We start from the raw sequence: 25,714 nt of genomic DNA, 5'->3' as shown, positions 1-25,714 counted from the left end.
TTATTTGACCCCGGCATCTTTTAACGGTTGACACTCGGGCGTTCGCCTGTAGAATGCCGCCACACAGACGCGGGATGGAGCAGTCTGGTAGCTCGTCGGGCTCATAACCCGAAGGTCGTCGGTTCAAATCCGGCTCCCGCAACCAAACACCAAGAAAGGCTGCTCGAAAGAGTGGCCTTTTTTGTGTCTGGCGAAAAAAGCTCTACATTACAAAGATTTTGTAATTATTTTCCTTCGCGGGGATTGGTAACTTGGCTGGATACCCCCATCCTGTCGCGCATGGCTCAAGAGGTGATTGATGCGCGCCCACTCGTCTGACCCGCAAGACTCCGTTACTGCGACACAACCGATCAAAGCCGAGCGACTGCGCTGGCTGGATCGGATCAGCCAGTACCGTCAGCCCATTGGCCTCGCGGTCACGCTGCTGCTGTTTGCGATTGCATTGATTGCTTGCCGCCATCTGCTGAGCGAGCTCGATCTATACGCTCTGCACGACTCGATTCTTGAAGTGCCCCGGCCCGCCCTGCTGGGTGCGATCGCCGCCACGGTCGTCGGCTTCATCATTCTTTTGGGCTATGAATGGTCCGCCAGCCGTTACGCCGGTGTGACGCTGCCGCCACAAACCATGATCCTGGGCGGGTTCACCGCGTTCGCCATCGGTAACGCCATTGGCCTGTCGCTGCTGTCGGGAGGGTCGGTTCGCTACCGCCTGTATGCGCGCCATGGCCTTGGGGCATCGGATGTCGCCCATATGACGCTGTTCGCCAGCCTGTCCCTGGGCTGCGCGTTGCCGCCGTTGGCGGCCCTGGCGACACTCAGCAACCTGCCCGCCGCGTCTGCCGCGCTGCACTTGTCTGCCGCCTTGCTGGGGGCCATTTCCGTGGCAGTGCTGCTGCTCACCAGCGTATTGGCCATCGGCATTTACCGCCGACGCCTGCCGGAACAGCCGCATCGGGACAGCCTTCTGGTAAAGGCCGGGCGTCGCACGCTGCGCCTGCCGGGTCGACGCCTGACCTTCCTGCAACTGGTGATCACCGCGCTGGATGTCGCCGCGGCCGCCACCGTGTTGTATCTGTTGCTGCCCGAGGCACCGCCGTTCGGCGCGTTCCTGCTGGTGTACCTGCTGGCCCTGGCTGCCGGCGTACTCAGCCATGTACCGGGTGGGGTCGGGGTATTCGAGGCGATCCTGTTGGCCGCGTTTGCCGACAAACTCGGCGCCGCACCGCTGGCCGCCGCACTGTTGCTGTATCGCTTGATCTACGTGCTGCTGCCGATGCTGGTGGCCTGCGTGTTGCTGCTGATCAACGAGGCGCAACGGCTGTTCCAGACGCGCCAGAGCCTGCGGGCGGCATCGGGTTTCGCCGCGCCGATCCTGGCGGTGCTGGTGTTTCTCTCCGGCGTGGTGCTGCTGTTTTCCGGCGTGACACCGGAGATCGACACTCGCCTGGAACACATCGGTTTTCTGATCCCTCATCGCTTGGTCGACGCGTCACACTTGGGCGCCAGCCTGGTGGGCGTGTTGTGCCTGTTGCTCGCCCAGGGCCTGCGCCGTCGCCTGTCGGCCGCCTGGATGCTGACCACGGTTCTGCTGCTGGTGGGCGCCCTGCTCTCGCTGCTCAAGGGCTTCGACTGGGAAGAAGCCACGCTACTGACCCTGACGGCCGCCCTGCTGGCGGTATTCCGGCGCTCCTTTTATCGTCCGAGCCGCCTGACTGAACTGCCGTTTTCCCCGCTGTTCCTGATCGCCAGCCTCTGCGTGCTCGGCGCGTCGATCTGGCTGCTGCTGTTTGCCTATCAGGACGTGCCCTACAGTCATCAACTGTGGTGGCAGTTCACCCTCGATGCCGACGCCCCTCGCGGCCTGCGCTCGCTATTGGGCGCCGCGGTGCTGCTGGTGGTGGTATCCCTGACCTGGCTGCTGCGCACCGCGCGTCCGGTGATCCATCTGCCGACGGCAGAGGAACTGGAGCGGGCCAAGACGATTCTCATGACCTCCTCGCAACCCGACGGCGGCCTGGCCCTGACCGGTGACAAGGCGCTGCTGTTCCACCCCAACGACGAGGCGTTCCTGATGTATGCCCGCCGCGGTCGCAGCCTGGTGGCGCTGTATGACCCGATCGGTCCGACCCAGCAACGGGCCGAAATGATCTGGCAGTTCCGCGACCTGTGCGACATCTACCACGCCCGTCCCGTGTTCTATCAGGTGCGCGCCGAAAACCTGCCGTATTACATGGACATCGGCCTGACGGCCATCAAGCTGGGCGAGGAAGCACGGGTCGACCTCAAGCGTTTCGATCTCGAAGCCAAGGGCAAAGAGATGAAGGACTTGCGCTACACCTGGAACCGCGGCACCCGTGACGGCCTGTCGCTGGAGATCCACGAACCGGGCCAGGCGCCGATGGATGAGCTCAAGGTCATTTCCGATGCCTGGCTGACTGGCAAGAACGTGCGGGAAAAAGGTTTCTCCCTGGGGCGTTTCAGCGATGACTACCTCAAGCATTTCCGCATCGCGGTGATTCGTTTCGAGGGCCGGCCGGTGGCGTTCGCCAACCTGTTGGAAACCCACAGCCACGAACTGGCCAGCCTCGATCTGATGCGTGCCCACCCCGAGGCGCCGAAACTGACCATGGAGTTCATGATGGTCGGCCTCATCCAGCATTATAAAAACCATGATTACGCCCGCTTCAGCCTCGGCATGGTCCCGCTGTCGGGCCTGCAACCGCGACGCGGTGCGCCGCTGACCCAACGCCTGGGCTCGATGGTGTTCCGCCGTGGCGAGCAGCTCTATAACTTCCAGGGGCTGCGCCGCTTCAAAGACAAATTCCAGCCTGACTGGGAACCTCGTTACATGGCCGTGCCCGCCGGACTCGATCCGCTGGTGGCGCTGGCCGATACTGCCGCCCTGATTGCGGGCGGCCTGACCGGACTGGTGAAACGCTGATGATGCAACGCTCCTGGCGATATGTAGTGGCCGCCCTGTTGGTGCTGGCGGTGATTCTCGGTGGCGGGTACTGGTACTGGAACCGCCCGGCCCCGCAACCGACCCTGGAACAACTGGCGCCCGCCGATGGCGCAGCGCTGACCCGGGTCACTCCCGGTACCAAGGCACGCGCCCGGGTGCTGGTGGCCGTCAATGAAGACCAGAAGCTCAACGACACGCAATTGACGACCCTCAGCCGCAGCGGCTCGGCGCAGATCGTCCAGGTGATCCTGCCCAAGGACTGCATGTTGCAAGGCCGTGCCCTGCAGGCCGGCCTGAGAGAGCTCCAGGGCCCGGCCACGCTGGTCAGCGGCATCGGCCCTGGCGCGGTGCTGGCCTGGCGTTGGCTGGCTGAACAGAAGGACGACAAGGCCAAGGCCGTTTCAGTGGACCTGGCCCTGGAAAAACCCGGCTGCACCCACCTGCTGCCTAAAAAGGCAACCCACGGCCATTGGCTGGTGGCTTGGAACGATAACCCTGACGACACCAGCGCCGGTTTCGTACGGGACCAATCGAATGCCGAGACCAGCATCAGCGACTACGACATCAACCTGCCGCAAGTGCTGAATAACGAACTGCGCAAGATCCTGGTGGGCACTGACAAGGCCAAGGGCGGCCTGAGCATTCCGGTAGTGGAAGTCCCAGCCAGCCAGACACGGGACACCGTCACCCTGTTTCTCTCCGGAGATGGTGGCTGGCGCGACCTGGACCGCGACGTGGCCGATGAAATGGCCAAGATCGGCTACCCGGTGGTCGGCATCGACACCCTGCGCTACTACTGGCAACACAAGAGCCCGGAGCAGAGCGCAGCGGACCTGACCGAGCTGATGCAGCACTACCGGCAGATCTGGGGCACCAAGCGCTTCATCCTGACCGGCTACTCCTTCGGCGCCGACGTATTGCCGGCCATCTACAATCGCCTGCCGGCCACCGAGCAGCAACGAGTCGATGCGATCATCCTGCTGGCCTTCGCCCGCACCGGCAGCTTCGAGATCGAAGTCGAGGGCTGGCTCGGCAACGCCGGCACCGAAGCCGCCACCGGCCCGGAAATGGCCAAGCTGCCAGCCGAGAAAGTGGTGTGCATCTACGGCGGTGAAGAAGCCGACGAAAGTGGCTGCACCGACAAGACAGCCGTTGGCGAAGCCATCAAGCTGCCCGGTGGCCATCACTTCGACGAAAACTACCCGGCCCTGGCCAAGCGCCTGATCGATGAGATCAACAAGCGCCAGAACAAGGTTGCCGAACAGTGATCTGAGGCAAGCCTGAAGAAAAGCCCCGGCAGCCTTGCGGTTGCCGGGGCTTTTTTGTCGCTGCCGGGTTTACACAGGCCCCTCTTGTGGGAGCGAGCTTGCTCGCGATAGCGGTGGCCTATTCAACATCTTTGCAAACTGACACTCCGCTATCGCGAGCAAGCTCGCTCCCACAGTTTTTGAGCGCAGTGTCCACAGCATTTGCGCCCACCACCGCCTCATTGTGGGAGCGAGCTTGCTCGCGATGGCGGTGGCATGTTCAACAACTATGCAACTGACACTCCGCTATCGCGAGCAAGCTCGCTCCCACAGGGGCTTGACTCTGGCATCAGCCTTTGTGTCACCCATAAAAAAGCCCCCGCCGCCGCCAGGCAACGAGGGCTTTTGTTTTCCTGATGCTACATCTCGACCTGCGTCCCCAGTTCAATCACCCGGTTCAACGGCAGATTGAAGAAGCGAAGGTTGCCGTTGGCATTTTTCAGCATGAAGGCGAACAGTATCTCGCGCCAGCGGGCCATGCCCTCAAGCTTGGAGGCGATGACGGTCTCGCGACTGAGGAAGTAGGTGGTGCGCATCGGGCTGAAGTCCAGGTCATCGAGATGACAGAGCTTGAGCGCCTGCGGAACGTCCGGCTCGTCGGTGAAACCGAAGTGCAGGATCACCCGGAAGAACCCTTCGCCATAGGCATCGACCTCGAAGCGCCGCTGCGGTGGCACCCGGGGAATGTCTTCGTACACCACGGTCAGCAGCACCACCTGCTCATGCAGCACCTGGTTGTGCAATAGATTGTGCAACAGGGCGTGAGGCACAGCGTCCGAACGCGCGGTCAGGAACACGGCGGTGCCCTGAACCCGGTGCGGCGGCTGCACGCGGATGCTGCTGATGAAGATCGGCAGCGGCAATGCCCCTTCATCCAGGCGCTCCACCAGCAATTGCTTGCCGCGCTTCCAGGTGGTCATCAGCACGAACAAGGCAATACCGGCGATGACCGGGAACGCACCGCCCTGGATGATTTTCGGCACGTTGGCGGCGAAGTACAGGCCGTCCACCAAAAGGAAACCGAGTAGCACCGGAACAGCCAGCAGCGGCGGCCACTTCCACAACAGCAGTATCACGGCGGACACCAGGATCGTGGTCATCAGCATCGTACCGGTCACGGCCACGCCGTAGGCCGAAGCCAGCGCGCCGGAAGATTCGAAACCCAGCACCAGCAGCACCACGCCGACCATCAGCGACCAGTTCACCGCACCGATGTAGATCTGGCCCTGCTCGGCGCTGGAGGTGTGCTGGATGTACATGCGCGGGATGTAACCGAGCTGGATCGCCTGGCGCGTCAGGGAGAACGCGCCGGAAATCACCGCTTGCGAGGCAATCACCGTGGCCAGGGTCGACAGGCCCACCAATGGGAGCAGCGCCCAGCTCGGCGCCAGCAGATAGAACGGGTTGCGCGCCGCTTCCGGGTCGCCCAGCAACAACGCGCCCTGACCGAAGTAATTAAGCACCAGCGCCGGCAATACCAGGATGAACCAGGCACGGGCAATCGGTTTGCGGCCGAAGTGCCCCATGTCGGCGTACAGCGCTTCGGCGCCGGTCAGCGCCAACACCACGGCACCGAGGATCGCCACGCCCATGCCCGGGTGGACGATAAAAAAACGCACGGCCCAGGCCGGGTTCACCGCATGCAACACTTCCGGATGTTGAGCGATGCCGTACACGCCCAGGGCGCCAAGCACCAGGAACCAGGTCACCATGATCGGGCCAAACAGGGTACCGATCCGTGCAGTGCCGTGGCGCTGGATCAGGAACAGCCCCACCAGCACCACCAGCGACAAGGGCACCACCCAGTGATCGATGCCTTCGAACGCCAGGCCAAGGCCTTCAATGGCCGAGAGCACGGAGATCGCTGGCGTGATCATGCTGTCGCCGTAGAACAGCGCCGCGCCGATCAAGCCGCAGATCACCAGGAAGGTCCGCAGTCGCGCCCTTCCCGCCGCGGCTCGCCGCGCCAGGGCGGTGAGCGCCATGATCCCGCCCTCGCCCTGGTTGTCGGCGCGCAGCACGAACATCATGTACTTGATCGACACGACCCAGATCAGCGACCAGAAAATCAGCGACAGAATCCCCAGCACCCCATCGTGATTGACAGGCACGCCATAGGCACCGGAAAACACTTCCTTGAGGGTGTACAACGGGCTGGTACCAATGTCGCCATAAACCACCCCGACCGCCGCGACCAGCATGCTCAGCGGCTTCGCTGCCGAATGCTCGGCACCTGCCACCTGACTACTTGCATGACCCATCCAACACTCCCGTTTCCCAGACCTGTCTTCTTGAACGAAGCACTATGCTTTGTTGAGGCAGCATGCGCTGTTTTACGCATTGTTACAGACGTTTTGTTGACTGTAGCAATCGCCAGAACGCAAAGGCGCGAAGCATAGCGCAGCACTCGTCGCATTTCCCGGTATAAAGCTGGTCAAGTGCGTCGACCCTGGATAGAATTGCGCACTTTTTGATCAGAGGCGCGCCAGGCGCCCTGTCTCGGCAAGAGACGATCCCCCCTACACCGAGGTTAGACATGTCCACCACTACCGCGCCAGCCAATCCGAAGGTTGGCTTCGTATCCCTGGGTTGCCCGAAGGCTCTGGTCGACTCCGAGCGCATCCTGACCCAGCTGCGCATGGAAGGCTATGACGTCGTATCCACGTATCAGGACGCCGACGTGGTCGTGGTCAACACCTGCGGCTTCATCGATTCGGCCAAGGCCGAGTCCCTGGAAGTGATCGGCGAAGCCATCAAGGAAAACGGCAAGGTCATCGTCACCGGCTGCATGGGTGTGGAAGAAGGCAACATCCGCAACGTGCACCCAAGCGTGCTGTCCGTGACCGGGCCGCAGCAGTACGAGCAGGTGGTCAACGCCGTGCATGACGTGGTGCCGCCACGCCAGGACCATAACCCGCTGATCGACCTGGTGCCGCCACAAGGCATCAAGCTGACTCCGCGCCACTACGCCTACCTGAAGATTTCCGAAGGCTGCAACCACAGCTGCAGTTTCTGCATCATCCCGTCGATGCGCGGCAAGCTGGTGAGCCGTCCGGTGGGCGATGTGCTCGACGAAGCCCAGCGCCTGGTCAAGGCCGGCGTCAAGGAGCTGCTGGTGATCTCCCAGGACACCAGCGCCTACGGCGTCGACGTGAAATACCGCACCGGCTTCTGGAACGGCGCGCCGGTGAAAACCCGCATGACCGAACTGTGCGAAGCCCTCAGCACCCTGGGCGTCTGGGTCCGCCTGCATTACGTTTACCCGTATCCGCATGTCGACGAACTGATCCCGTTGATGGCGGCCGGCAAGATCCTGCCGTACCTGGACATCCCGTTCCAGCACGCCAGCCCGAAAGTCCTCAAGGCCATGAAGCGCCCGGCTTTCGAAGACAAGACCCTGGCCCGCATCAAGAACTGGCGCGAAATCTGCCCGGACCTGATCATCCGCTCGACCTTCATCGTCGGCTTCCCCGGCGAAACCGAAGAAGACTTCCAGTACCTCTTGGACTGGCTGACCGAAGCCCAGCTCGACCGCGTTGGCTGCTTCCAGTATTCCCCTGTGGAAGGCGCACCGGCCAACGACCTGGACCTGGACGTGGTGCCGGACGACGTCAAGCAGGACCGTTGGGAACGCTTCATGGCACACCAGCAGGCCATCAGCTCGGCGCGCCTGCAAATGCGCATCGGCCGTGAAATCGAAGTGTTGGTGGATGAAGTGGACGAGCAAGGCGCCGTGGGCCGCTGCTTCTTCGACGCGCCGGAAATCGACGGCAACGTCTTCATCGACAACGGCAGCAACCTCAAGCCAGGGGACAAGGTCTGGTGCAAGGTGACCGATGCCGATGAGTATGACTTGTGGGCTGAACAGATCGGTTGATCTGCCGCGCTTTACAGGTTGCTGCAATACCTGTGGGAGCCGAGCTTGCTCGCGATGGCGGTGCATCAATCAGCATGAATGTTGGCTGACACGACGCTATCGCGAGCAAGCTCGGCTCCCACAGGTTCGTTCATCGCCGAAAAATTGAAAAGCCTCGCCATCCTCACAGGATGCGGGGCTTTTTTACGGCTATCGTATGGAGAAACACCGGACTTGCAGCACAAGGAACAGGCGGACATGCGCCAGCATTCGGTCATCCACACACCGAAACCGAGCGATTACCAGGAACTGACCCAGGTTTGGGAGGCGTCGGTGCGGGCCACCCATGAGTTTCTGCCAGACAGCTACATCGAACTGCTGAAAAACCTGGTGCTCACCCGTTACCTGGATGCGGTGATGCTCATTTGCACCCGGGACGCGCGCCAGCGGATCACCGGCTTCGCCGGTGTCGCGGCTGGCAAGGTCGAGATGCTCTTCATAGCCCCGCAACACCGTGGCCAGGGCCTGGGCAAGCTGTTGCTGCGCTACGCCATGGAACACCTGAACGCCAACCAACTGGACGTCAACGAACAGAACCCGCAAGCCTTGGGCTTTTACCTCAAGCAAGGCTTCGAAGTCGTCGGGCGCTCGGCAAAAGATGGCATGAACCAGCCCTATCCACTGCTGCACATGCGCTACAAGCAGCCCGACCTGAAGGCCGGACGCGGCTAAAAGTTGCATGAGGCAAATGGACCCGCGATTAACCGGCCCCAGGCAGGTACAATGCCCACCCTCTTTTTGTTACGGCCCCCGTCATGACTGACCCGATTCGTCTCTCCAAACGCCTCATCGAACTCGTCGGCTGTTCCCGTCGCGAGGCTGAGCTGTTCATCGAGGGCGGCTGGGTCACCGTGGATGGCGAAGTGATCGACGAACCGCAGTTCAAGGTAACGACCCAGAAGGTCGAACTCGACCCCGAGGCCAAGGCCACCGCGCCGGAGCCGGTGACACTCCTGCTGAACGTCCCGGCGGGCATGGACGTAGACACCGCGATGGCCTCCCTCGGCCCGCAAACCCTGAGCGAAGAACATCGCTTCGGCAAGCGGCCGCTCAAGGGCCATTTCCTGCGCCTGACCGCCAGTGCCGACCTGCAGGCCAACGCCAGCGGGCTGCTGGTGTTCACCCAGGATTGGAAGATCTTGCGCAAGCTCACCGCCGACGCCGCCAAGATCGAGCAGGAATACGTGGTGGAAGTCGAAGGCGACATGGTCGCCCATGGCCTCAATCGCCTGAACCATGGCTTGACCTACAAGGGCAAGGAGCTGCCGGCGGTCAAGGCCAGCTGGCAGAACGAGAACCGCCTGCGCTTTGCCATGAAAAACCCGCAGCCCGGCGTGATCGCTCTGTTTTGCCAGGCGGTCGGGCTCAAGGTCGTCGCCATTCGCCGTATCCGCATCGGCGGCGTGTCCATCGGCAAGGTGCCGCTGGGCCAGTGGCGCTACCTGTCTGCCAAAGAGAAATTCTAATTTTTTCCGGCGCCGCACCGAACGCAGGCGCCCACTGCCGATTGATCAGGACTGCACACATGATTCACAACGACGTACTGCGCAGCGTGCGCTACATGCTCGACATCAGCGACAAGAAAGTCATCGAGATCATCAAGCTGGGTGGCCTGGACGTCTCCCTGGCGGACCTGGCGGGCTACCTCAAGAAAGACGAGGAAGAAGGCTTCGTGTTCTGCCCTGACGAGGTCATGGCGCATTTTCTCGATGGCCTGGTGATCTTCAAGCGTGGCAAGGACGAAAGCCGTCCGCCGCAGCCGATCGAAGTGCCAGTGACCAACAACATCATCCTCAAGAAACTGCGGGTGGCCTTCGAGCTGAAGGAAGACGACATGCACGCCATCCTCAAGGCCGCCGAGTTCCCGGTGTCCAAGCCGGAACTGAGCGCGCTGTTCCGCAAGTTCGGCCACACCAACTACCGCCCGTGTGGCGACCAATTGCTGCGCAACTTCCTCAAGGGCCTGACGCTGCGCGTTCGCGGCTGACTTCCCAGGTTGATCGTTCCCACGCTCTGCGTGGGAATGCAGTCTGGTACGCTCCGCGTCCCTCAAAGGCCGAACGCGGAGCGTCCGTTGAGGCATTTCCACGCGGAGCGTGGGAACGATCAAGCCAGCGCTCTCAGGCTATGATGTCCTTTTTACCCTGCCTCGATTTCAACCCATGACCTACAGCGTCTCTCCCATCGGCTTCGTCCGCTCCTGCTTCAAGGAGAAGTTCGCCATCCCCCGCCAACCGCAACTGGCTCCGGCCGCACGCGGTGTGCTGGAGCTGGTGGCGCCGTTCGACCAGGGCGAGGCGGTGCAAGGCCTGGAGCAGGTCAGCCATGTCTGGCTGCTGTTCCTGTTCCACCAGGCCCTGGAGGACAAGCCACGCTTGAAAGTGCGCCCGCCACGCCTGGGCGGCAACAAGTCCATGGGCGTGTTCGCCACCCGCGCCACCCATCGCCCCAACGGCATTGGCCAGTCGGTCGTGAAGCTGGAACGGGTCGAAGCCGGACGCCTGTGGCTCTCGGGTATCGATTTGCTGGACGGCACGCCGGTGCTCGACATCAAGCCCTACGTGCCCTACGCCGACGTCATCGGCTCGGCCTCCAACAGCATCGCCAGCGCCGCGCCTGAGTTGATTGCGGTGCGATGGGCGGACACCGCCCTGGCTCAAGCACACGAGCATGCCACGCGCCTGGAAGAGCCGTTGGTGGCGTTGATTGAACAATGCCTGGCCCAAGACCCACGCCCGGCCTACCAGATTCCCACGGCCGAACGGGAATATGGCGCGCAGTTCTGGGATGTGGACGTTCGCTGGCATTACCCGCAACCGGGGGTGATCCGGGTATTGGAAGTCGTTCCTACCGTTAAATAAAGCCCGGAAACGAAAAAACCCGCGCGGCCTTTATCAGGCGGCGCGGGCTTTTTTTATGCTCAGTCAGTTGGACCGAGTCGCTGCCATCGCGAGCAAGCTCGCTCCCACACTGGGTCTGTTGTGAACAGAGAACCAGTGTTCAATGAACATCCCTTGTGGGAGCGAGCTTGCTCGCGATGGCGATCTATCAGTCACCCCAACAGCTTACTTCTCTACAAACGCCCGCTCGATCAGGTAGTCACCCGGCTCGCGCATACGCGGCGAAACGGTCAGGCCGAAGCTGTTGAGCACTTCACTGGTCTCGTCGAGCATGCTCGGGCTGCCGCACAGCATGGCGCGGTCGTCCTGCGGGTTGATCGGTGGCAGGCCAATGTCGCGGAACAGCTTGCCACTGCGCATCAGGTCGGTCAGGCGGCCTTCGTTCTCGAACGGCTCGCGCGTCACGGTCGGGTAGTAGATCAGCTTGTCACGCAGGGCTTCGCCGAAGAACTCGTTCTGCGGCAAGTGCTCGGTGATGAATTCGCGGTAAGCGACTTCATTGACGTAACGCACGCCGTGGCACAGGATCACTTTTTCGAAACGCTCATAGGTTTCCGGATCCTGGATGACGCTCATGAACGGCGCCAGGCCGGTGCCGGTGCTGAGCAGGTACAAATGCTTGCCCGGCTTGAGATCGTCCAGCACCAGGGTGCCGGTGGGTTTCTTGCTGATGATGATCTCGTCGCCTTCCTTCAGGTGCTGCAGCTGGGAAGTCAACGGACCGTCGGGCACCTTGATGCTGAAAAATTCGAGATGCTCTTCCCAGTTCGGGCTGGCAATCGAGTAAGCGCGCATAAGCGGGCGGCCGTTGGGCTGTTGCAGGCCGATCATCACGAACTGACCGTTCTCGAAGCGCAGGCCCGGATCGCGGGTGCACTTGAAGCTGAACAGAGTGTCGTTCCAGTGATGAACACTGAGGACACGCTCGTGGTTCATGTTGCTCATGTACGGGGACTCCTGGGAATGATGCCTGCGCGGATCACCTGCGCAATATTGCATCGCATTCTAATGGCGGCGACAATATCTGTTAAATGGATTATTAAGATAAGGGTTATCGGTTATATCGATATGCGATTTACTCTACGTCAACTTCAAGTCTTCGTCGCCGTCGCCCAGCAAGAAAGCGTGTCTCGCGCTGCGGGCCAGCTCAACTTGTCGCAGTCGGCGGCCAGCACCTCCATCACCGAACTGGAGCGGCAATCGAGCTGCCAGCTGTTCGACCGTGCCGGCAAACGCCTGAGCCTCAATGCCTTGGGCAAACAGCTGCTGCCCCAGGCAGTGGCGCTGCTGGACCAGGCCAAGGAGATCGAAGACCTGCTCAATGGCAAGTCCGGTTTCGGCTCACTGGCGGTCGGCGCGACGCTGACCATCGGCAATTACCTGGCGACCTTGTTGATCGGCGGGTTCATGCAGCGCCATCCGGAAAGCCAGGTGAAGCTGCACGTGCAGAACACTGCCAATATCGTGCACCAGGTTGCCCACTATGAAATTGATCTGGGTCTAATCGAAGGCGACTGCAGCCATCCGGACATCGAAGTGCAAAGCTGGGTCGAGGACGAACTGGTGGTGTTCTGCGCCCCTCAACACCCGCTGGCCAAGCGCGGCCAGGCGACCATGGAAGAATTGACCCATGAAGCCTGGATTCTGCGGGAGCAGGGTTCGGGCACGCGACTGACTTTCGACCAGGCCATGCGCCACCACCGCAGCGCATTGAACATCCGCCTGGAACTGGAACACACCGAAGCGATCAAGCGCGCCGTTGAATCCGGCCTGGGCATTGGCTGCATCTCACGCCTGGCCCTGCGCGACGCCTTCCGCCGCGGCAGCCTCGTCGCGGTGGAAACACCGGACATGGACCTGGCGCGGCAGTTCTATTTCATCTGGCACAAACAGAAGTACCAGACCTCCGCCATGCGCGAATTTCTCGAATTGTGCCGGGCGTTCACCGCCGGGGCCCAGCGCAGCGACGAAATCGTGCTGCCGGCCATTGCCTGAGCCGTTACAGCAGGATCAGGCCCCACACCAACGCGATCATCGTCAGGGCGACGAACTGGGCAGCGCTGCCCATGTCCTTGGCGTTTTTCGACAACGGGTGCAGCTCCAGGGAGATGCGGTCGATGGCCGCCTCCACCGCAGAGTTGAGCAATTCCACGATCAATGCCAGCAGGCACACGGCAATCAGCAGCGCCTGTTCGACACGGCTGACGTTCAGGAAGAAGGACAACGGAATCAGTACGACGTTGAGCAACACCAACTGACGGAAAGCCGCTTCGCCGACAAAAGCCGCGCGCAGCCCGTCCAAGGAATAGCCGGAGGCGTTGAGGATGCGTTTCAGGCCGGTCTGGCCTTTAAAAGGTGACATAGAGTGAGCAACTGATCGAAAAGGAGTGGAGAAACTAATTCAAACCCGGTCAAAAAAGCGTGAAGCAGCGCATCAAGCCTGCGGCGAAATTGACTCAAGTTGTTGCAACAGCAAGGCCGCCTGAGTCCGGGTGCGTACGTTCAGTTTACGGAATATCGCCGTGACGTGGGCCTTGATAGTGGCCTCCGACACGTTCAGCTCATAAGCAATCTGCTTGTTCAGCAGGCCTTCACAGACCATGGTCAACACTCGAAACTGCTGCGGCGTGAGGCTGGCCAGGCCCGCGCTGGCGGCCTTGGCCTCTTCGGACACGCTCACAGCTTCAAACGCCTGGGGCGGCCAGCAGACATCGCCGTCCAGGACCGCCTTCACGGCCTTTTGAATCATTTCAAGGGAGCTGGACTTGGGGATGAAGCCACTGGCGCCAAACTCCCGGGCCTTGACCATCACTGACGCTTCTTCCTGGGCCGATACCATGACCACGGGGATCTGCGGGTATTGGCCGCGCAACAGCACCAGCCCTGAAAAACCATAGGCACCGGGCATGTTCAGATCCAGCAGCACCAGGTCCCAATCGGACTTCGCCGTCAACTGGACCTCCAGTTCCGCGATACTGGCCACCTCCGTCAATCGGACATCCGGGCCAAGGCCCAGGGTCACTGCCTGATGCAACGCGCTGCGAAAGAGCGGGTGGTCATCGGCAATCAGGATTTCGTATGTGGCCATTTTTCAAATGATCCTGTTTTTAATGGCAGGCCCGAAGCATTCGCACCTCGCCAAGACAACTCAAGACACCGCCCTGCGGCGGCATCCACAGGGGCATGTGCAACGCCAGACATGACGTTTCAAACACGGGCGGCGCCCTGGTCGGCGCCAAGCATGCCCAGCGAAGCCGGGGTGGTCAAGCAGCACGGCCGCCCCTGTATCCAGTATGGGCCACTATTGAGCCAATACCGTGTGCGGCGTACGAATGAAGGGTTGCAACTCGGCATGGGCCGGGGTCGACACGTTGACCTGCTGCTGGCCCTTGGCGCCCAGGTAATGCTGGCTGAACACATCGAAATAGGCATCCAGGGCCGACGCGGCGTCGCTGTCCCCCGCCAACTCCAGACACAACGCCGCCACTTCCGCAGTGCACAGGTGCTCGCTGCGGGTCGAACGACGCAAACGGTAGCGCGACAGTTTGTCGGGCAGCAGGCTCAGGATCGGCAGCCGGTCGAAATACGGGCTCTTACGGAAAATCTTCCGCGCCTCCGTCCAGGTCGCGTCCAGCAGAATGAACAACGGGCGCCTGGACTGATCGAGGTCCACCGTGTGGGTGACCCGCGATGGCTCGACGTATTCACCCGGAAACACCAGGTACGGCTGCCATTGCGGATCGTTCAGCAACGCCAGCAGTTGCTCATCGATCTCCGTGCGCGACCAGATGAACGCATGGTTGTCGCGCACCACATCGGCGATCAGCCAACCGGTGTTGCTCGGCTTGAACACTTCCTTGTTGGTCATGATCAGGCAGACCCCGGAACGGGTTTCGACGCTCGGACGCCAGGCGCACAGGCAATGGCTCTCGATCACCCGGCAGGCGCTGCAACGGGGGGCGCGCCAGCCTCGGGCCTGGATCGGCTTGATCCCTTCATCGATGCGCTGGTCGCGCAGGCGGGCTACGGCATTAGGGGCGTGGTTCATCGTGGGCGACGCCGGCAGACAGGAAAACTCGACACGAACAACACTCGGCAGGGCAATAAAGGCCGGCAGTCTACCAGAGCGCACGAGCCTGTACCGTCCACCCAGGCTCCCCTATAATCCCCGGCCACTGAACGCACAGTCATGTGATCGGTCGAACCACCAGTCACTGAACCAGGAGAGTTTCATGCTGCGCCTTATCGTCCCTACCGTTGCCGTCCTGCTGGCGACGTCCTTCAGCGCTCAGGCTGCGTCGCTGAAAGAACTCGAACTGAACAAGATGCTGCAGAACGTTGCCAAGGAAAGCAGCGTCGGTACGCCACGGGCGATCAACGAAGACATTCTCGACCAGGGGTATACCGTCGAAGGCACCGAGCTGATCAACCACCTCAGCGTGCAAAGCAGCCATGCCCAGAAAATGCGCGCAGACCCCAAGGCCGTGTATTTCCAGTTGGGCTCCACGGTGTGCACCAATCCGGGCTTCCGCAAGCTGATGGCCAAGGGCGCGACAATGCGCTACGAATTCACCGAGGTTAAGACCAACCGCCCGGTCGCGACCGAACGCTTCCAGGAATCGGATTGCCCGAAACCCGCCAAGACGAAGAAGTAATCAACCCGAGCTTGCGCGCCGCTGCTCATCGTCGGCGCGCAATTCTGCCACCAGCGCCTGCAGGTAGCGCGAGCGCCATGCCCGCCCTCCCAGTCGACGACAGCATTCCTCCTCAAGACTCACTCGATTGGCCTGCGCCGATTCCAACAGCATCAAGTACAACTGCCTGTCGAGCTCCAGAGTCACCCTGGTCATCTCTCCCGCCTCCATGCCCGATCCGCTTCAATCCATCACGTAGCACCAGCCCTGAGCGCCAAATTGCATTGCCACGCTTGTTATCAGTAAATCAGAGCGGCACGCACCCGGCCGGCAATCTGACGAGCGGCGCTATAGGGCGGTGCACTTATCCAGCGGTTGCCAACGGTCACTTTTGAGCGCCATGATCAGGACAGCAAAGATCAGCTAGATTCAGAAGTATTCAGAGTATGTGCATCGGGCAGAAAGAGGCTGCCCGGCCAACACCTTGGCGTGCTTGTTTTCATCAAAAGGGAAAAACAGAATCCGCTGGATGGCTTGGTCGCCCTGCTGCAGACCGCGTCAAGCCAGGTCAACCTCCAGGCCGCTGCCTGGGCTGACGACGACACACGGAGTGTCGTGGCCCTGATGAATCTCTCATCCGGGCCAGGGTCCTGTTAAGAAGGAGAAGTTGAATGCCTTATAAACCGAATGACCTGCTCAGTCGTCATTTTGAGAACCACGGCCACGACCTTACCCGCAAGGTCGAAGAACAACTCAACCTGGTGTCTCCCAACAGCCCCAACCTCCCCATTTACCGTGACATGATCCTGACTGTGCTGCGCATGGCCCAGGAAGATCACAACCGCTGGAATGCCAAGATCACGCTGCAGACCCTGAGGGAATTGGAACACGCCTTCCGTACGCTCGAACAATTCAAGGGCCGGCGCAAGGTCACGGTTTTCGGCTCGGCCCGAACGCCTATCGAACATCCGTTGTACGGCCTGGCCCGAGAATTGGGCGCTTCGCTGGCACGCTCGGACATGATGGTCATCACCGGTGCCGGCGGAGGCATCATGGCCGCGGCCCATGAAGGCGCGGGGCTTGACCATAGCCTGGGCTTCAATATCACCCTGCCTTTCGAACAACACGCGAACCCGACCGTTGAAGGCACGTCGAACCTGCTGCCGTTCCACTTCTTCTTCACCCGCAAGCTGTTTTTCGTCAAGGAGGCCGATGCATTGGTGCTCTGCCCTGGCGGTTTCGGCACGCTTGACGAGGCGCTGGAAGTCCTGACGCTGGTCCAGACCGGCAAAAGCCCACTGGTACCGGTGGTCCTGCTGGATGTTCCCGGGGGCAGGTTCTGGCAAAGCGCCCTGGACTTTATCCATGAGCAGTTGGAAGAAAATCGCTACATCCTACCCACCGACATGAAGCTCATGCGCCTGGTGTACAACGCCGAAGAGGCCGTGGAAGAGATCAATCAGTTCTACCGCAACTTCCACTCCAGTCGCTGGCTCAAGCATCAGTTCGTGATTCGCATGAATCACAAGCTAAGCGAACAGGCACTGCAGCAGATGCAGGTAGATTTCGCCGACCTGTGCCTGAACGATTGTTTTCATCAACATGACTACAGCGGTGAAGAGCACGACGAGGCCCGGTTCAGTCACCTGACACGTCTGACGTTCACCTTCAACGCGCGTAATCATGGTCGTTTGAGGGAATTGGTGGACTACATCAACCTGCCGGAAAACTGGGCCCAACCCGCCCAAAAGCCCCATCCCCTTGCCTGGGAGCCGATCAAGGTAACCTGAGCCCATAAAAAACGGCCCGCTATCGAAATAGCGGGCCGTTTTTTTATTCAATCATCCATGCCGCGACCGCTGAACAAGCGGTTGATCATTTCCATGGAATAGCCTCGGTACGCCAGAAAACGCCCTTGCTTGGCTCGCTCTCGTGCATCGATGGGCAAATGCCCTGAGAACTTGCGACGCCAGGTGTCCGTCAGTTGCTCCTGCCAATCGATACCGCTTTCGCGCAAGGCAAGTTCGATATCCGGGCGTTGCAAACCGCGCTGGCCCAGCTCCTCACGAATGCGCAAAGGACCGTAGCCGGAGCGGGCGCGATAAGCGACGAAGCTTTCCAGGTAACGGGACTCCGACAGCAAGCCCTCTTCAGTCAAACGGTCGAGGGCAGTGTCGATCAATTCATCGGGCGCGCCGCGCTGACGCAGTTTACGCGTCAACTCAACCCGACCGTGCTCGCGCCTGGCGAGCAGGTCCATCGCGGTTCGCCGCACCGCGACGAGGGTATCGAGTACGACGGTCATCGGATCGATCAGATGTCAGCGTCAGCCAGATCGTCAGCGGTCTCGCGATTAGCCACGGACTTGACGTCTGCAACCGGGCTCAACAGTTTGTCACGCAATTGCTTCTCGAGGGCAGCGGCAACTTCCGGGTTATCTGCCAGGAACTTGGCCGAGTTGGCCTTGCCCTGACCGATCTTGGTGCCGTTGTAGGCATACCAGGCGCCCGACTTCTCGACGAAACCGTGCAACACACCCAGGTCGATCATCTCGCCATTGAGGTAGATGCCCTTGCCGTAAAGAATCTGGAACTCGGCCTGACGGAACGGCGAAGCCACCTTGTTCTTCACGACCTTGACGCGGGTTTCGCTGCCGACAACCTCATCACCTTCTTTCACCGCGCCAGTACGGCGGATGTCGAGGCGAACCGAGGCGTAGAACTTCAGTGCGTTACCACCGGTGGTGGTTTCCGGGCTGCCGAACATCACGCCGATCTTCATACGGATCTGGTTGATGAAGATCACCAGGCAGTTGGCGTTCTTGATGTTACCGGTGATCTTGCGCAGGGCCTGGGACATCAGGCGAGCCTGGAGGCCCACGTGCATGTCGCCCATTTCACCTTCGATTTCAGCCTTTGGCACCAGTGCCGCCACGGAGTCGACGATGATCACGTCGACCGCGTTGGAACGCACCAGCATGTCGGTGATTTCCAGGGCCTGCTCGCCGGTGTCCGGCTGGGAAACCAGCAGGTCGTCGACGTTGACGCCCAGTTTGCCGGCATATTCCGGGTCCAGGGCGTGTTCGGCGTCGACGAAGGCGCAGGTCGCGCCGGCTTTTTGAGCCTGGGCGATCACGGACAGGGTCAGCGTGGTTTTACCGGACGACTCAGGACCGTAGATTTCAACGATTCGGCCTTTTGGCAGACCGCCGATGCCAAGCGCAATGTCCAGGCCCAGGGAGCCGGTGGAGATGGAAGGAATAGCCTGACGGTCCTGATCGCCCATACGCATTACGGCACCCTTGCCGAATTGACGTTCGATCTGACCCAAGGCCGCAGCCAAGGCTTTCTTCTTGTTGTCGTCCATTAAAGTCCTCACGTAATCAATAAGGCCTGACGGCCAACACCTGTATAAGTAGCCAGTATTATTCCACAGCGATCGAGGATCGCCTACCCCTGATTTGAGATTTCTACAGCGGCATGTTGCAGCAGCCCCTCTAGCGCGGCCTTCACCGTTTGTCGGCGGACCTCGTCGCGGTTGCCTGAAAAGAAGCGCTGCTCGCTGATCAGCGTCTGGCCAACGGCCCAGGCGAGCCATACGGTGCCCACCGGTTTGCTCGGCGACCCCCCGTCCGGCCCGGCCACCCCGCTGACCGCCACGGCAAAACGCGCCAGGCTTTTGCGCTGTGCGCCTTGTGCCATGGCCTCGACCACTTCGCGGCTGACCGCCCCGACCTTCTCGAACAACTGGGCCGGCACCTCCAATTGCTGACTCTTCTGGCGATTGGAATAGGTGACATAACCGGCCTCGAACCAGGCAGAACTCCCGGGAATCCGGGTAATCGCCTCGGCAATCCCCCCGCCCGTACAGGACTCGGCCGTGGTGACGTGGGCATTGAGCAACTGCAGGCGTCTGCCCAATTCAGCGGCCAGTTCGGTAATGTCATCCATGGTGCTCTCCTGATTCCACGCGATTGAGGCCTACCGTACACGAGCAGTCGACGCTTGCAAGGCTCGCCGGATTACCGACCCAGCGCTCTGATATAGGCCTGACAGGCCTGCAAGGCAATCAGTCCGCGATCACCGGCGTCGGTGATGGCGATAATTCGTTGAGCATGCGCCGGGTCAAGTCGGGCGCGTGGGGCGCCATGATCCAGGCCGCCGGCGCCGGTGGCGGCAGACACTGCACAACCGGCGGCAACATCGTTGGCGTCGAGGAGGACTGACAGCCGGACATCGGCAGTAGCAAGGCGATCGCGCAGGCGATCCTGGTCACGTTGGGCATCGCTCAAGGCTCGATAATGGGTTTGTTCACTGGCGGATAGCTGCCGCTCCAGGGCCAGGCGCCTGTCGGCTTCATGCTGTTGCGAAGCGGCCGCTGCGAGGGTCAATCGATTCAGGGTCTCGGCCTGTAGCCTGGCTTGCTCCGCCAAGATGTTGCCATAGCGCCAGTCCTGGACTTTCCACGTCACACCAACGGCCGCCAGCGAAAGCGCCAGCCCGACCGCCGGAGCGAGCCGTAGCAGGAGCGGGCTCATTCGAGCACCTTCAGCGCTTGTGCATACAGGGCTCGACGATCCGCCGCGCCATTCTGGCCGCCATTGATCCGCTGGGTAATTTTGTCGAAGTGCCCTGCATCAGCCAGGGCATTGAGCCCATTGATCGACCAGAACCAGGCCGCCGAATGTGCAGCCCACTGCGGTTGCTCCAGCAACTCAGGGGCCTTGACCAGATCAAGGCCCAGCGCTTCACCACAGGCCTGGTAGTTGGCCCGGCCGGTAATCTGAATCAAACCCCGGCCGCGGTACTTCAGGCCATCGCCATCCGCCTCGGGCGTATTACCCAGGCGCAGGGCCAGCGGGCCGGTGTCATATTTCGACAGGTAGGCGGCGTTGCCCAACTCTCGTATATAACGCAACTGCCCAGACTCATGACCAACCTGGGCGAGGAACGCGGCGACACGCTTGGGGCCGACGATCTGGCGACAGCCCATGGCTGCATTGAGGGCAGGTGTAAAAATGCCGGCATTCGCGCCGGCATTGGGGAAGATACGCAGCAGTTGTGCTGACGTGATGGGCATGGCGCTCTCCTTAACGCGTTTGACGAACATCGTCGAAAAATTCAATCTTAGCGATGGCGATGTTGAGCCGGCATTGTATTCAGAGCGAAACCGCACGAAGCTGCGTTGAACAAAAAGCAACGATTTCAGTCGATTAGCAGATCGTAACCGCCTGAAACACCTTGAGATATCGAGGGAAACCTGGAAACTTCAGCATCCAACCCTCCCCTTCGACGGCAAGGCCACGTACTCGAATAGTCCCGGCACAAAGGATGATCTGAACAAGGAAAGACAGATGAGCAAGGAAACTTCAGATAGATCGTGTGGCAAGGGTCCTCCCGCCTCCCGGCCAAGGCGAATCTCACCTGATGACTGAGAAACACAAAAAGCGGCCCGGTCTTTATTATCGCCTCAGGCAATTCGGCGAAGCATTTCCCCATCCATGAGTTTGCCAACATCCCGATGATCACCATGAATGGCGCCATATCGATGTTCGCCGACACCGATATAACCGTTCTTCTTTGTCTGCTCCGATAATGACTTTCCCCGTCAGCAACCCGAGCTGTTTGCCACGGCCATGGGGCTCAGCGAAAACGTTGCCTTATGGGAAGACCAATTCGAAGTCATTGAAACCCAGCCAAGCGGACACACCCTGAGCCTGAAGAAAGCCCCGAGGGCCTCCTTCCTGGCGACGTTATTTGACAGAGAGCAGTCGTTCGTCCGGAAAACATCTTTCCTGAGCAAACGCAGCAAAGACATCGGCTTCAGCAAAAACATCGCCGCCGGCTGCTTCGATGCGCGAACCGTCATGTACCTGGCCTTGCAGATCGCCTACCACCTGGGATTCAACAAGGTGTTCCTCGTAGGCTTCGACTTGAACCAGGCCGCAGGCCGATTCTATGAAACGGCCCAAGGCAAACGTTCCCCCTGCGGCCTGGACCAGCACTATCACACCCGAATCCTGCCGTCCTTGAAGCTGATGGCGGACGCCGTCATCGACGAACGTTTCCAGGTCTACAACTTATCCGCCACCTCCCGGGTTCCCACGCACATCATCCAGAAAGTCAGCGTCGATGATGCGAAGCGACTGCTGGCGTCCAGATGAATACCGGCAAAACCGCCCTCATGGGTGGACGTCACACCTTGGCATCCAGGCAGGTCGCATCAATCAAGCAGCGATAGCTGTTTTCCCGGTCGCCACTGGCGGTGACCTTGTCGATCGACCAGCGACCGCGCATGAAATCCGGCCAGGTGGGATCCAGCAGCACGATGCCCTCGGCGGACAGCCCCGGGTTACCCGGGCACTCGATCGTCACCTTGAGCGCTTCGCGCAGCATCCGACGCACCTCTCCTTCAGCGGCGGCGCGAGCATCGTCGGCGCTCTGGAAGCGCTGGCGCAGGGTCTTGAACGGCGCGATGCCGCTCTCCTCGACCTGCAGCTTGCCCGCCGCCGCATCCCACCAACGGGTCTTGCAGCCTTGGTACTTGGCCCGGGCGCCTTCATCCAGCTTGGCCGAAATGAAGGCGTGGTCGCCCGGGCGATTGTTGGTCGTCACCGACAGTTTCATCTCGGGCAGGACCTTGCCCGACAACGACTTCGCCTGGCCGCGCCGGGCCAGCACATACAGCTCGTTGACCGGCTTGGCGACCGCGTCATAACGGTGAGCCAGGCGCGTGAGGAACCCCATGTCGGTTTCGTTGGACTGGTCGATGTGTTCGATCTTAATCAGCGACAAGTCCGGCGCCACACGCGGAGAAAAGCCATGCCTGGAGGTCAATTGACGAAACAGCGCGCCCAAGGTCGTCGGGCCATGGCTGACGGATCGGCGTTGCTTGAACCCGGTCTGGTCCGCCGCACTGAACGGCGCGGCCATGGCCACCAAGGTCAGGCGCAACGGGAACAGCGTCGGCGTGCGCCGGGTAATGACGAACTCGCCCTTGTCCACCAGCCCCGACTCCAGATAACCGACCCGCAGGCCAATCTTGCCGCCCAGGCTGGGCAACCCTTCGAGCCCGTCCAGGCTGATGGTGAGCGTCAGTTGATCGGACTCGATACCCGCCGCGTCGACATGCTCCCACTTGAGCAGGCGTTCGTTGAGCAGCGCGGCGTTCGCGCCATAAATTTCCACCGCAGGCGTGAAACCCAATGACATGTCGCCTCCTTAATCCCAGGCCGAAACCGGTGGGGTTGCCACGGGCTTGAGGTCCACTTCCGGCAAGACAACCCATACGCCCGCCGGCAATACCGGGCCCCATTCGGCCAGCCCCGGATTGAGCAACCACAGCGCCTCCTCGACGATATCGTCACAACGCTCCAGCTCGCGGTACAGCAACAGATTCACCGAATCACCGGCGATACTTCGAACCCTACGCATTGGCGAACTCCATCAATTCAACCACCCAGCCGACCACCATCGCCGTACCGTCATCAATGATTTCGGTCTGGGTTTCCGTGACCTTGTTGATCTGCCACAGGCCCCAGTTGCGGCCGATGCCATCGACCAACGGCAGTGGGATGCGCTGCGCCTGCAATGCGCGCAGCTCATCGAGACGATCCATGGCGGTCGCGTACATCGACTTGCCCGTGATCGTCAGCCCTTGCAGCCCTTGGCCGATCTGGCTGGACTTGGGTTTGCTGGTGAGAATGTCGATGCTTTTCCAGCCACCGTCCGATGTGTGTACCAACTGGTGGTACGCAAACTTTCTCGACAGCCCAAAGATGAAACTGCCGAGTGCCATTTGTTGACGCATCACGTACCTCCGTCGGTCAGGGCGGCGTCACTGCGCATGGCCAGTGAGTTGGGCATGGTCGTCAAGCCGAATTGGCCCGAGAGCTGCTGCACGACCAGGTTGGCCAACTGACTGGCACTGGCCTGGTCCTGGCCGTTGATGTAGATGTTCGCGGTCATGGTGTTCTGCTGTGTGGTTGTCTGGGTGCCGGCCAGGTCTTTGCTGATCTGATCTGGAGCGGCGAGCCTGTCGGCGGGAGCGACGAGTTTTTCACCCAGGGATGCGCCGACATCGCTCCCCAGCCAGCCGCCCAGCAGCCCGCCAATCACCCCCCCGATGGCAGTGCCGATCACCGGAACGACACTGCCTAAAGCGGCACCGGCCGCAGACCCCGCAGCAGCGCCTGCCCAGCCGCCACCCGCGGCGCCCAGGCCTGCGCCCATCATCCGTTTGTCGCCGGTCAGCACACCCTCGGCCACATCAGCGACGGCGCCGACGGCTTTCAATGGGCCGGGTGCGTTGCGCGTCATCGAGCGTAATGAGGCCGTGGGCCCGAATGAAAAACGCCCTGCGCCTCCCCGCGAGCCTCGTGCACTGACGCGTACTTTCGGCCCTCTCGTGGATTCGGGACGCTGGCTGGCATTGCTTGTATCCAGCTTGTCCCCAGGAGGATTTTTCCTGAAGTCCTCGGAGATCACCTCGCCCAGTCGGCCGGGAAGGTGCGGAGCGGCCCTACCCAACACCCGCTTGGCCACCTGATTGGACATCTCATCCGCTACGGCCTTGAGCAGCGCCCCAACCAGCGGTTTGATCGCCGCGCCCAGCAGCACAATGGCCGCGGTGGCTTTAGGGGAGGACTCAGCCAACTCACTCAGGCCATCGGTCAGCGAACCCAGCCACTGAAACGAGTTATCCGCCACAGGCATCAGGGCGTTTCCCGTGGCCATCGACAAACGCTCGTTACGGGCGTTGAGGATGTTCAACTGGCCTTGCCGGGTGTTCGACAGCGCCAACGCGTCCTGCCGCACCGAGCCGTCGTTGCCCAATTGCGACGTGGCGTATTGGCCTGGGTCTTTCACCTGCAAGAAGGCAGCGTTCACATCGGGCAGTTTCTGCGCCATGCGCAGCACCGCCTCATCGCCATTGCCGAATAGCGTAACGGCAAGGGTCGAGCGCTTTTCGGTCGGTTGCGCGTTCAACGCCGCCAGCACCGTCATCACCGTGCCAGGCGCGGTGTCCTTGTCACGTAAACCGCTCGCCACAGCCTTGGGCTCCAGGCCCAGCTGTTTCCAGGCCATTTGCTCGGTGGCGGAGGTCTGGTCACCCTTGCCCAGGGCCGTGGTGAAACTATCCAGCGCCACGCCAGCTTCAGCTTGTCGGGTACCGGTATTGAGCAACGCCGCCGTCAGCGCTGCGGCTTGTGCAGGGGCCAGGCCTGCTGTCGTCGCCGCCGCACCGTCACGCTGCAAGACCGCACCGATCTCAGCCGGTTTCGCACCATTGGGTAGCTTGCCCAACTGATTGGCGGCATCCGCCAAATCAAAGGCTTCGGCGCCGTTGAGCTTCATGGAGATGCGCCAGTCGGCCAGCATTTCGGCGGCCTTCATGGCCGGCATATCGAACGCCGTCGCAGTGACGCCAGCATCCGAGGCAAAACGCGACAGCGCCAACTGTCGCTCCGAGGCATCGTGCACGTCACTACCGATGCCCTTCCCCGCCGCCAGGCTTTGCATCCTCACCACTTCAACCGCCGTGGTGCCCCTGGCCGCCACCAACGGTGCGGTGGCGATCTGCTGGGTGGACTCAGCCACCTGTTGAATCTGGCGCGGCCCGAATTGGGTGGCCTTTTTCAGATCGGCCATGGCCGAATCCATCGCTATCGCGGGTTTGAGCAGCGCCGGTGGTTCGATACCGCCACTCGGCTTGCCCTTTGGCTCACTGGCCGACTCGCCCTTGGCGTCGGCGCCCATCGTTTGGGAGAACAATCGTTGCGCCGACAGCTTCACGGTCAGCGACTCGATCGCGGTGGTCAGCAGACCGAGCTTGAGCCCGAGTGTTTCCAGCACCAGATCGAGGCTCGCCAGTTGATCCCTGGCGAACGCGCCTTGCGCCGACACGCCACTGGTGAGGCTGGTATTACCGAACGCCAACCCATTCTCATTGAAGGCTGCGTATTTGAGCGAATATCTATCGTCCGCCATCCCGCT

General features: G+C 61.1%; 25 protein-coding genes, 1 tRNA gene and 1 pseudogene. 12 read left to right on the top strand and 15 right to left on the bottom strand.

Annotated features, from left to right (window positions below; translation table 11 throughout):
- The first annotated feature begins 68 nt into the window (after positions 1-68).
- The 3 genes from BM321_RS17925 (at position 69) to BM321_RS17915 (ending at position 4,230) form a co-directional block, all read left to right on the top strand.
- A tRNA-Met gene (locus BM321_RS17925) sits at positions 69-145 on the top strand.
- A gap of 153 nt (positions 146-298) precedes the next feature.
- On the top strand, positions 299-2,941 hold the full coding sequence (gene mprF / locus BM321_RS17920) for a bifunctional lysylphosphatidylglycerol flippase/synthetase MprF (protein ID WP_092443731.1): 2,643 nt from the start codon (positions 299-301) through the stop codon (positions 2,939-2,941).
- Complete coding sequence (locus BM321_RS17915) at positions 2,941-4,230, top strand: virulence factor family protein (RefSeq protein ID WP_092443729.1); 1,290 nt, start codon at positions 2,941-2,943, stop codon at positions 4,228-4,230. The genes mprF and BM321_RS17915 overlap by 1 nt, the downstream gene beginning before the upstream one ends.
- A 398-nt stretch (positions 4,231-4,628) precedes the next feature.
- Here BM321_RS17915 and BM321_RS17910 read toward each other — a convergent pair whose 3' ends face one another.
- The gene (locus BM321_RS17910) at positions 4,629-6,470 is read right to left on the bottom strand and encodes a potassium transporter Kup (protein ID WP_371856634.1); all 1,842 of its coding nucleotides are present in this window, start codon (positions 6,468-6,470) and stop codon (positions 4,629-4,631) included.
- 335 nt (positions 6,471-6,805) lie between these two features.
- On the opposite strand from BM321_RS17910, the gene rimO reads away from it, so the two are divergent.
- The 5 genes from rimO (at position 6,806) to tsaA (ending at position 11,046) form a co-directional block, all read left to right on the top strand.
- The gene (gene rimO, locus BM321_RS17900) at positions 6,806-8,146 is read left to right on the top strand and encodes a 30S ribosomal protein S12 methylthiotransferase RimO (RefSeq protein ID WP_003198379.1); all 1,341 of its coding nucleotides are present in this window, start codon (positions 6,806-6,808) and stop codon (positions 8,144-8,146) included.
- A gap of 237 nt (positions 8,147-8,383) precedes the next feature.
- Positions 8,384-8,857 (top strand): GNAT family N-acetyltransferase, encoded by a 474-nt coding sequence (locus BM321_RS17895; protein WP_072410535.1) that lies wholly within the window; start codon positions 8,384-8,386, stop codon positions 8,855-8,857.
- Between the two features lie 83 nt (positions 8,858-8,940).
- On the top strand, positions 8,941-9,651 hold the full coding sequence (locus BM321_RS17890; RefSeq protein WP_092443725.1) for an rRNA pseudouridine synthase: 711 nt from the start codon (positions 8,941-8,943) through the stop codon (positions 9,649-9,651).
- A gap of 59 nt (positions 9,652-9,710) precedes the next feature.
- A complete protein-coding gene (locus BM321_RS17885; protein WP_053182473.1) occupies positions 9,711-10,172 on the top strand; it encodes a YehS family protein in 462 nt (153 codons plus the stop codon).
- 175 nt (positions 10,173-10,347) lie between these two features.
- On the top strand, positions 10,348-11,046 hold the full coding sequence (gene tsaA, locus BM321_RS17880; RefSeq protein WP_092443723.1) for a tRNA (N6-threonylcarbamoyladenosine(37)-N6)-methyltransferase TrmO: 699 nt from the start codon (positions 10,348-10,350) through the stop codon (positions 11,044-11,046).
- A gap of 204 nt (positions 11,047-11,250) precedes the next feature.
- On the opposite strand, the gene fpr is transcribed toward tsaA, so the two are convergent.
- On the bottom strand, positions 11,251-12,030 hold the full coding sequence (gene fpr / locus BM321_RS17875; RefSeq protein ID WP_003184787.1) for a ferredoxin-NADP reductase: 780 nt from the start codon (positions 12,028-12,030) through the stop codon (positions 11,251-11,253).
- A 123-nt stretch (positions 12,031-12,153) separates the two neighbouring features.
- On the opposite strand from fpr, the gene BM321_RS17870 reads away from it, so the two are divergent.
- Entirely contained in the window at positions 12,154-13,080 is a 927-nt protein-coding gene (locus BM321_RS17870; protein ID WP_024617637.1) for a LysR family transcriptional regulator, read from the top strand.
- Positions 13,081-13,084: 4 nt separating this feature from the next.
- Here the strand turns inward: BM321_RS17870 and BM321_RS17865 are convergent, their stop codons facing one another.
- From BM321_RS17865 to BM321_RS17855, 3 genes are all read right to left on the bottom strand, one after another.
- The gene (locus BM321_RS17865) at positions 13,085-13,447 is read right to left on the bottom strand and encodes a diacylglycerol kinase (protein WP_053118952.1); all 363 of its coding nucleotides are present in this window, start codon (positions 13,445-13,447) and stop codon (positions 13,085-13,087) included.
- A gap of 72 nt (positions 13,448-13,519) precedes the next feature.
- Complete coding sequence (gene erdR / locus BM321_RS17860; RefSeq protein ID WP_092205021.1) at positions 13,520-14,173, bottom strand: response regulator transcription factor ErdR; 654 nt, start codon at positions 14,171-14,173, stop codon at positions 13,520-13,522.
- A 213-nt stretch (positions 14,174-14,386) separates the two neighbouring features.
- Positions 14,387-15,133 (bottom strand): tRNA-uridine aminocarboxypropyltransferase, encoded by a 747-nt coding sequence (locus BM321_RS17855; protein WP_092205022.1) that lies wholly within the window; start codon positions 15,131-15,133, stop codon positions 14,387-14,389.
- A 184-nt stretch (positions 15,134-15,317) separates the two neighbouring features.
- On the opposite strand from BM321_RS17855, the gene BM321_RS17850 reads away from it, so the two are divergent.
- Positions 15,318-15,740, top strand: coding sequence for a quorum-sensing-regulated virulence factor family protein (locus tag BM321_RS17850; protein WP_003198359.1), 423 nt, complete (start codon positions 15,318-15,320; stop codon positions 15,738-15,740).
- Here the strand turns inward: BM321_RS17850 and BM321_RS17845 are convergent, their stop codons facing one another.
- Complete coding sequence (locus BM321_RS17845) at positions 15,741-15,935, bottom strand: hypothetical protein (RefSeq protein ID WP_003198357.1); 195 nt, start codon at positions 15,933-15,935, stop codon at positions 15,741-15,743.
- A gap of 455 nt (positions 15,936-16,390) precedes the next feature.
- Here BM321_RS17845 and BM321_RS17840 point away from each other — a divergent pair, with 455 nt between their 5' ends.
- Positions 16,391-17,509 carry an LOG family protein gene (locus BM321_RS17840; RefSeq protein ID WP_092443721.1) on the top strand — a complete coding sequence of 373 codons (1,119 nt, stop codon included), beginning with the start codon at positions 16,391-16,393 and terminating at the stop codon, positions 17,507-17,509.
- Positions 17,510-17,556: 47 nt separating this feature from the next.
- Here BM321_RS17840 and recX read toward each other — a convergent pair whose 3' ends face one another.
- From recX to BM321_RS17815, 5 genes are all read right to left on the bottom strand, one after another.
- Positions 17,557-18,024 (bottom strand): recombination regulator RecX, encoded by a 468-nt coding sequence (gene recX / locus BM321_RS17835; protein WP_072410553.1) that lies wholly within the window; start codon positions 18,022-18,024, stop codon positions 17,557-17,559.
- An 8-nt stretch (positions 18,025-18,032) separates the two neighbouring features.
- A complete protein-coding gene (recA, locus tag BM321_RS17830; protein ID WP_003198351.1) occupies positions 18,033-19,085 on the bottom strand; it encodes a recombinase RecA in 1,053 nt (350 codons plus the stop codon).
- Between the two features lie 83 nt (positions 19,086-19,168).
- On the bottom strand, positions 19,169-19,669 hold the full coding sequence (locus BM321_RS17825) for a CinA family protein (protein WP_092205025.1): 501 nt from the start codon (positions 19,667-19,669) through the stop codon (positions 19,169-19,171).
- A gap of 71 nt (positions 19,670-19,740) precedes the next feature.
- Entirely contained in the window at positions 19,741-20,256 is a 516-nt protein-coding gene (locus tag BM321_RS17820) for a lysis system i-spanin subunit Rz (RefSeq protein ID WP_092443720.1), read from the bottom strand.
- Positions 20,253-20,798, bottom strand: a complete 546-nt coding sequence (locus tag BM321_RS17815; RefSeq protein ID WP_092443718.1) for a glycoside hydrolase family 19 protein — start codon at positions 20,796-20,798, stop codon at positions 20,253-20,255. Before BM321_RS17815 ends, BM321_RS17820 begins: the two co-directional genes overlap by 4 nt.
- A gap of 351 nt (positions 20,799-21,149) precedes the next feature.
- Between BM321_RS17815 and BM321_RS17810 the strand changes: the two are divergent.
- Positions 21,150-21,882 (top strand): annotated as a pseudogene (locus BM321_RS17810) (lipopolysaccharide biosynthesis protein).
- Positions 21,883-21,913: 31 nt separating this feature from the next.
- Here BM321_RS17810 and BM321_RS17805 read toward each other — a convergent pair.
- Genes BM321_RS17805 through BM321_RS17790 form a run of 4 tightly spaced genes read right to left on the bottom strand, consistent with a single transcriptional unit; the run spans position 21,914 to position 25,708 of the window.
- Complete coding sequence (locus BM321_RS17805) at positions 21,914-22,930, bottom strand: contractile injection system protein, VgrG/Pvc8 family (protein WP_092443717.1); 1,017 nt, start codon at positions 22,928-22,930, stop codon at positions 21,914-21,916.
- A 9-nt stretch (positions 22,931-22,939) separates the two neighbouring features.
- The gene (locus BM321_RS17800) at positions 22,940-23,152 is read right to left on the bottom strand and encodes a tail protein X (RefSeq protein WP_058542798.1); all 213 of its coding nucleotides are present in this window, start codon (positions 23,150-23,152) and stop codon (positions 22,940-22,942) included.
- Positions 23,145-23,528, bottom strand: coding sequence for a phage tail protein (locus tag BM321_RS17795; protein ID WP_072410629.1), 384 nt, complete (start codon positions 23,526-23,528; stop codon positions 23,145-23,147). Before BM321_RS17795 ends, BM321_RS17800 begins: the two co-directional genes overlap by 8 nt.
- Positions 23,528-25,708 (bottom strand): phage tail tape measure protein, encoded by a 2,181-nt coding sequence (locus BM321_RS17790; protein ID WP_092443715.1) that lies wholly within the window; start codon positions 25,706-25,708, stop codon positions 23,528-23,530. The genes BM321_RS17795 and BM321_RS17790 overlap by 1 nt, the downstream gene beginning before the upstream one ends.
- Positions 25,709-25,714 lie beyond the last annotated feature (6 nt).

It is taken from the genome of Pseudomonas sp. NFIX10, assembly GCF_900111955.1.
GTDB classification, from domain to species: Bacteria; Pseudomonadota; Gammaproteobacteria; order Pseudomonadales; family Pseudomonadaceae; genus Aquipseudomonas; species Aquipseudomonas fluorescens_AA.
Note: the sequence above shows the minus strand (reverse complement) of the source record. Positions and strands in the feature narration are given on the sequence as shown.

Excerpts from the sequence above, each read along its gene's own strand:
- mprF (WP_092443731.1), top strand. The coding sequence starts at position 299 with ATGCGCGCCCACTCGTCTGACCCGCAAGACTCCGTTACTGCGACACAA.
- BM321_RS17915 (WP_092443729.1), top strand. The coding sequence starts at position 2,941 with ATGATGCAACGCTCCTGGCGATATGTAGTGGCCGCCCTGTTGGTGCTG.
- BM321_RS17910 (WP_371856634.1), bottom strand. The coding sequence starts at position 6,470 with ATGCTGGTCGCGGCGGTCGGGGTGGTTTATGGCGACATTGGTACCAGC.
- rimO (WP_003198379.1), top strand. The coding sequence starts at position 6,806 with ATGTCCACCACTACCGCGCCAGCCAATCCGAAGGTTGGCTTCGTATCC.
- BM321_RS17895 (WP_072410535.1), top strand. The coding sequence starts at position 8,384 with ATGCGCCAGCATTCGGTCATCCACACACCGAAACCGAGCGATTACCAG.
- BM321_RS17890 (WP_092443725.1), top strand. The coding sequence starts at position 8,941 with ATGACTGACCCGATTCGTCTCTCCAAACGCCTCATCGAACTCGTCGGC.
- BM321_RS17885 (WP_053182473.1), top strand. The coding sequence starts at position 9,711 with ATGATTCACAACGACGTACTGCGCAGCGTGCGCTACATGCTCGACATC.
- tsaA (WP_092443723.1), top strand. The coding sequence starts at position 10,348 with ATGACCTACAGCGTCTCTCCCATCGGCTTCGTCCGCTCCTGCTTCAAG.
- fpr (WP_003184787.1), bottom strand. The coding sequence starts at position 12,030 with ATGAGCAACATGAACCACGAGCGTGTCCTCAGTGTTCATCACTGGAAC.
- BM321_RS17870 (WP_024617637.1), top strand. The coding sequence starts at position 12,154 with ATGCGATTTACTCTACGTCAACTTCAAGTCTTCGTCGCCGTCGCCCAG.
- BM321_RS17865 (WP_053118952.1), bottom strand. The coding sequence starts at position 13,447 with ATGTCACCTTTTAAAGGCCAGACCGGCCTGAAACGCATCCTCAACGCC.
- erdR (WP_092205021.1), bottom strand. The coding sequence starts at position 14,173 with ATGGCCACATACGAAATCCTGATTGCCGATGACCACCCGCTCTTTCGC.
- BM321_RS17855 (WP_092205022.1), bottom strand. The coding sequence starts at position 15,133 with ATGAACCACGCCCCTAATGCCGTAGCCCGCCTGCGCGACCAGCGCATC.
- BM321_RS17850 (WP_003198359.1), top strand. The coding sequence starts at position 15,318 with ATGCTGCGCCTTATCGTCCCTACCGTTGCCGTCCTGCTGGCGACGTCC.
- BM321_RS17845 (WP_003198357.1), bottom strand. The coding sequence starts at position 15,935 with ATGACCAGGGTGACTCTGGAGCTCGACAGGCAGTTGTACTTGATGCTG.
- BM321_RS17840 (WP_092443721.1), top strand. The coding sequence starts at position 16,391 with ATGCCTTATAAACCGAATGACCTGCTCAGTCGTCATTTTGAGAACCAC.
- recX (WP_072410553.1), bottom strand. The coding sequence starts at position 18,024 with ATGACCGTCGTACTCGATACCCTCGTCGCGGTGCGGCGAACCGCGATG.
- recA (WP_003198351.1), bottom strand. The coding sequence starts at position 19,085 with ATGGACGACAACAAGAAGAAAGCCTTGGCTGCGGCCTTGGGTCAGATC.
- BM321_RS17825 (WP_092205025.1), bottom strand. The coding sequence starts at position 19,669 with ATGGATGACATTACCGAACTGGCCGCTGAATTGGGCAGACGCCTGCAG.
- BM321_RS17820 (WP_092443720.1), bottom strand. The coding sequence starts at position 20,256 with ATGAGCCCGCTCCTGCTACGGCTCGCTCCGGCGGTCGGGCTGGCGCTT.
- BM321_RS17815 (WP_092443718.1), bottom strand. The coding sequence starts at position 20,798 with ATGCCCATCACGTCAGCACAACTGCTGCGTATCTTCCCCAATGCCGGC.
- BM321_RS17805 (WP_092443717.1), bottom strand. The coding sequence starts at position 22,930 with ATGTCATTGGGTTTCACGCCTGCGGTGGAAATTTATGGCGCGAACGCC.
- BM321_RS17800 (WP_058542798.1), bottom strand. The coding sequence starts at position 23,152 with ATGCGTAGGGTTCGAAGTATCGCCGGTGATTCGGTGAATCTGTTGCTG.
- BM321_RS17795 (WP_072410629.1), bottom strand. The coding sequence starts at position 23,528 with ATGCGTCAACAAATGGCACTCGGCAGTTTCATCTTTGGGCTGTCGAGA.
- BM321_RS17790 (WP_092443715.1), bottom strand. The coding sequence starts at position 25,708 with ATGGCGGACGATAGATATTCGCTCAAATACGCAGCCTTCAATGAGAAT.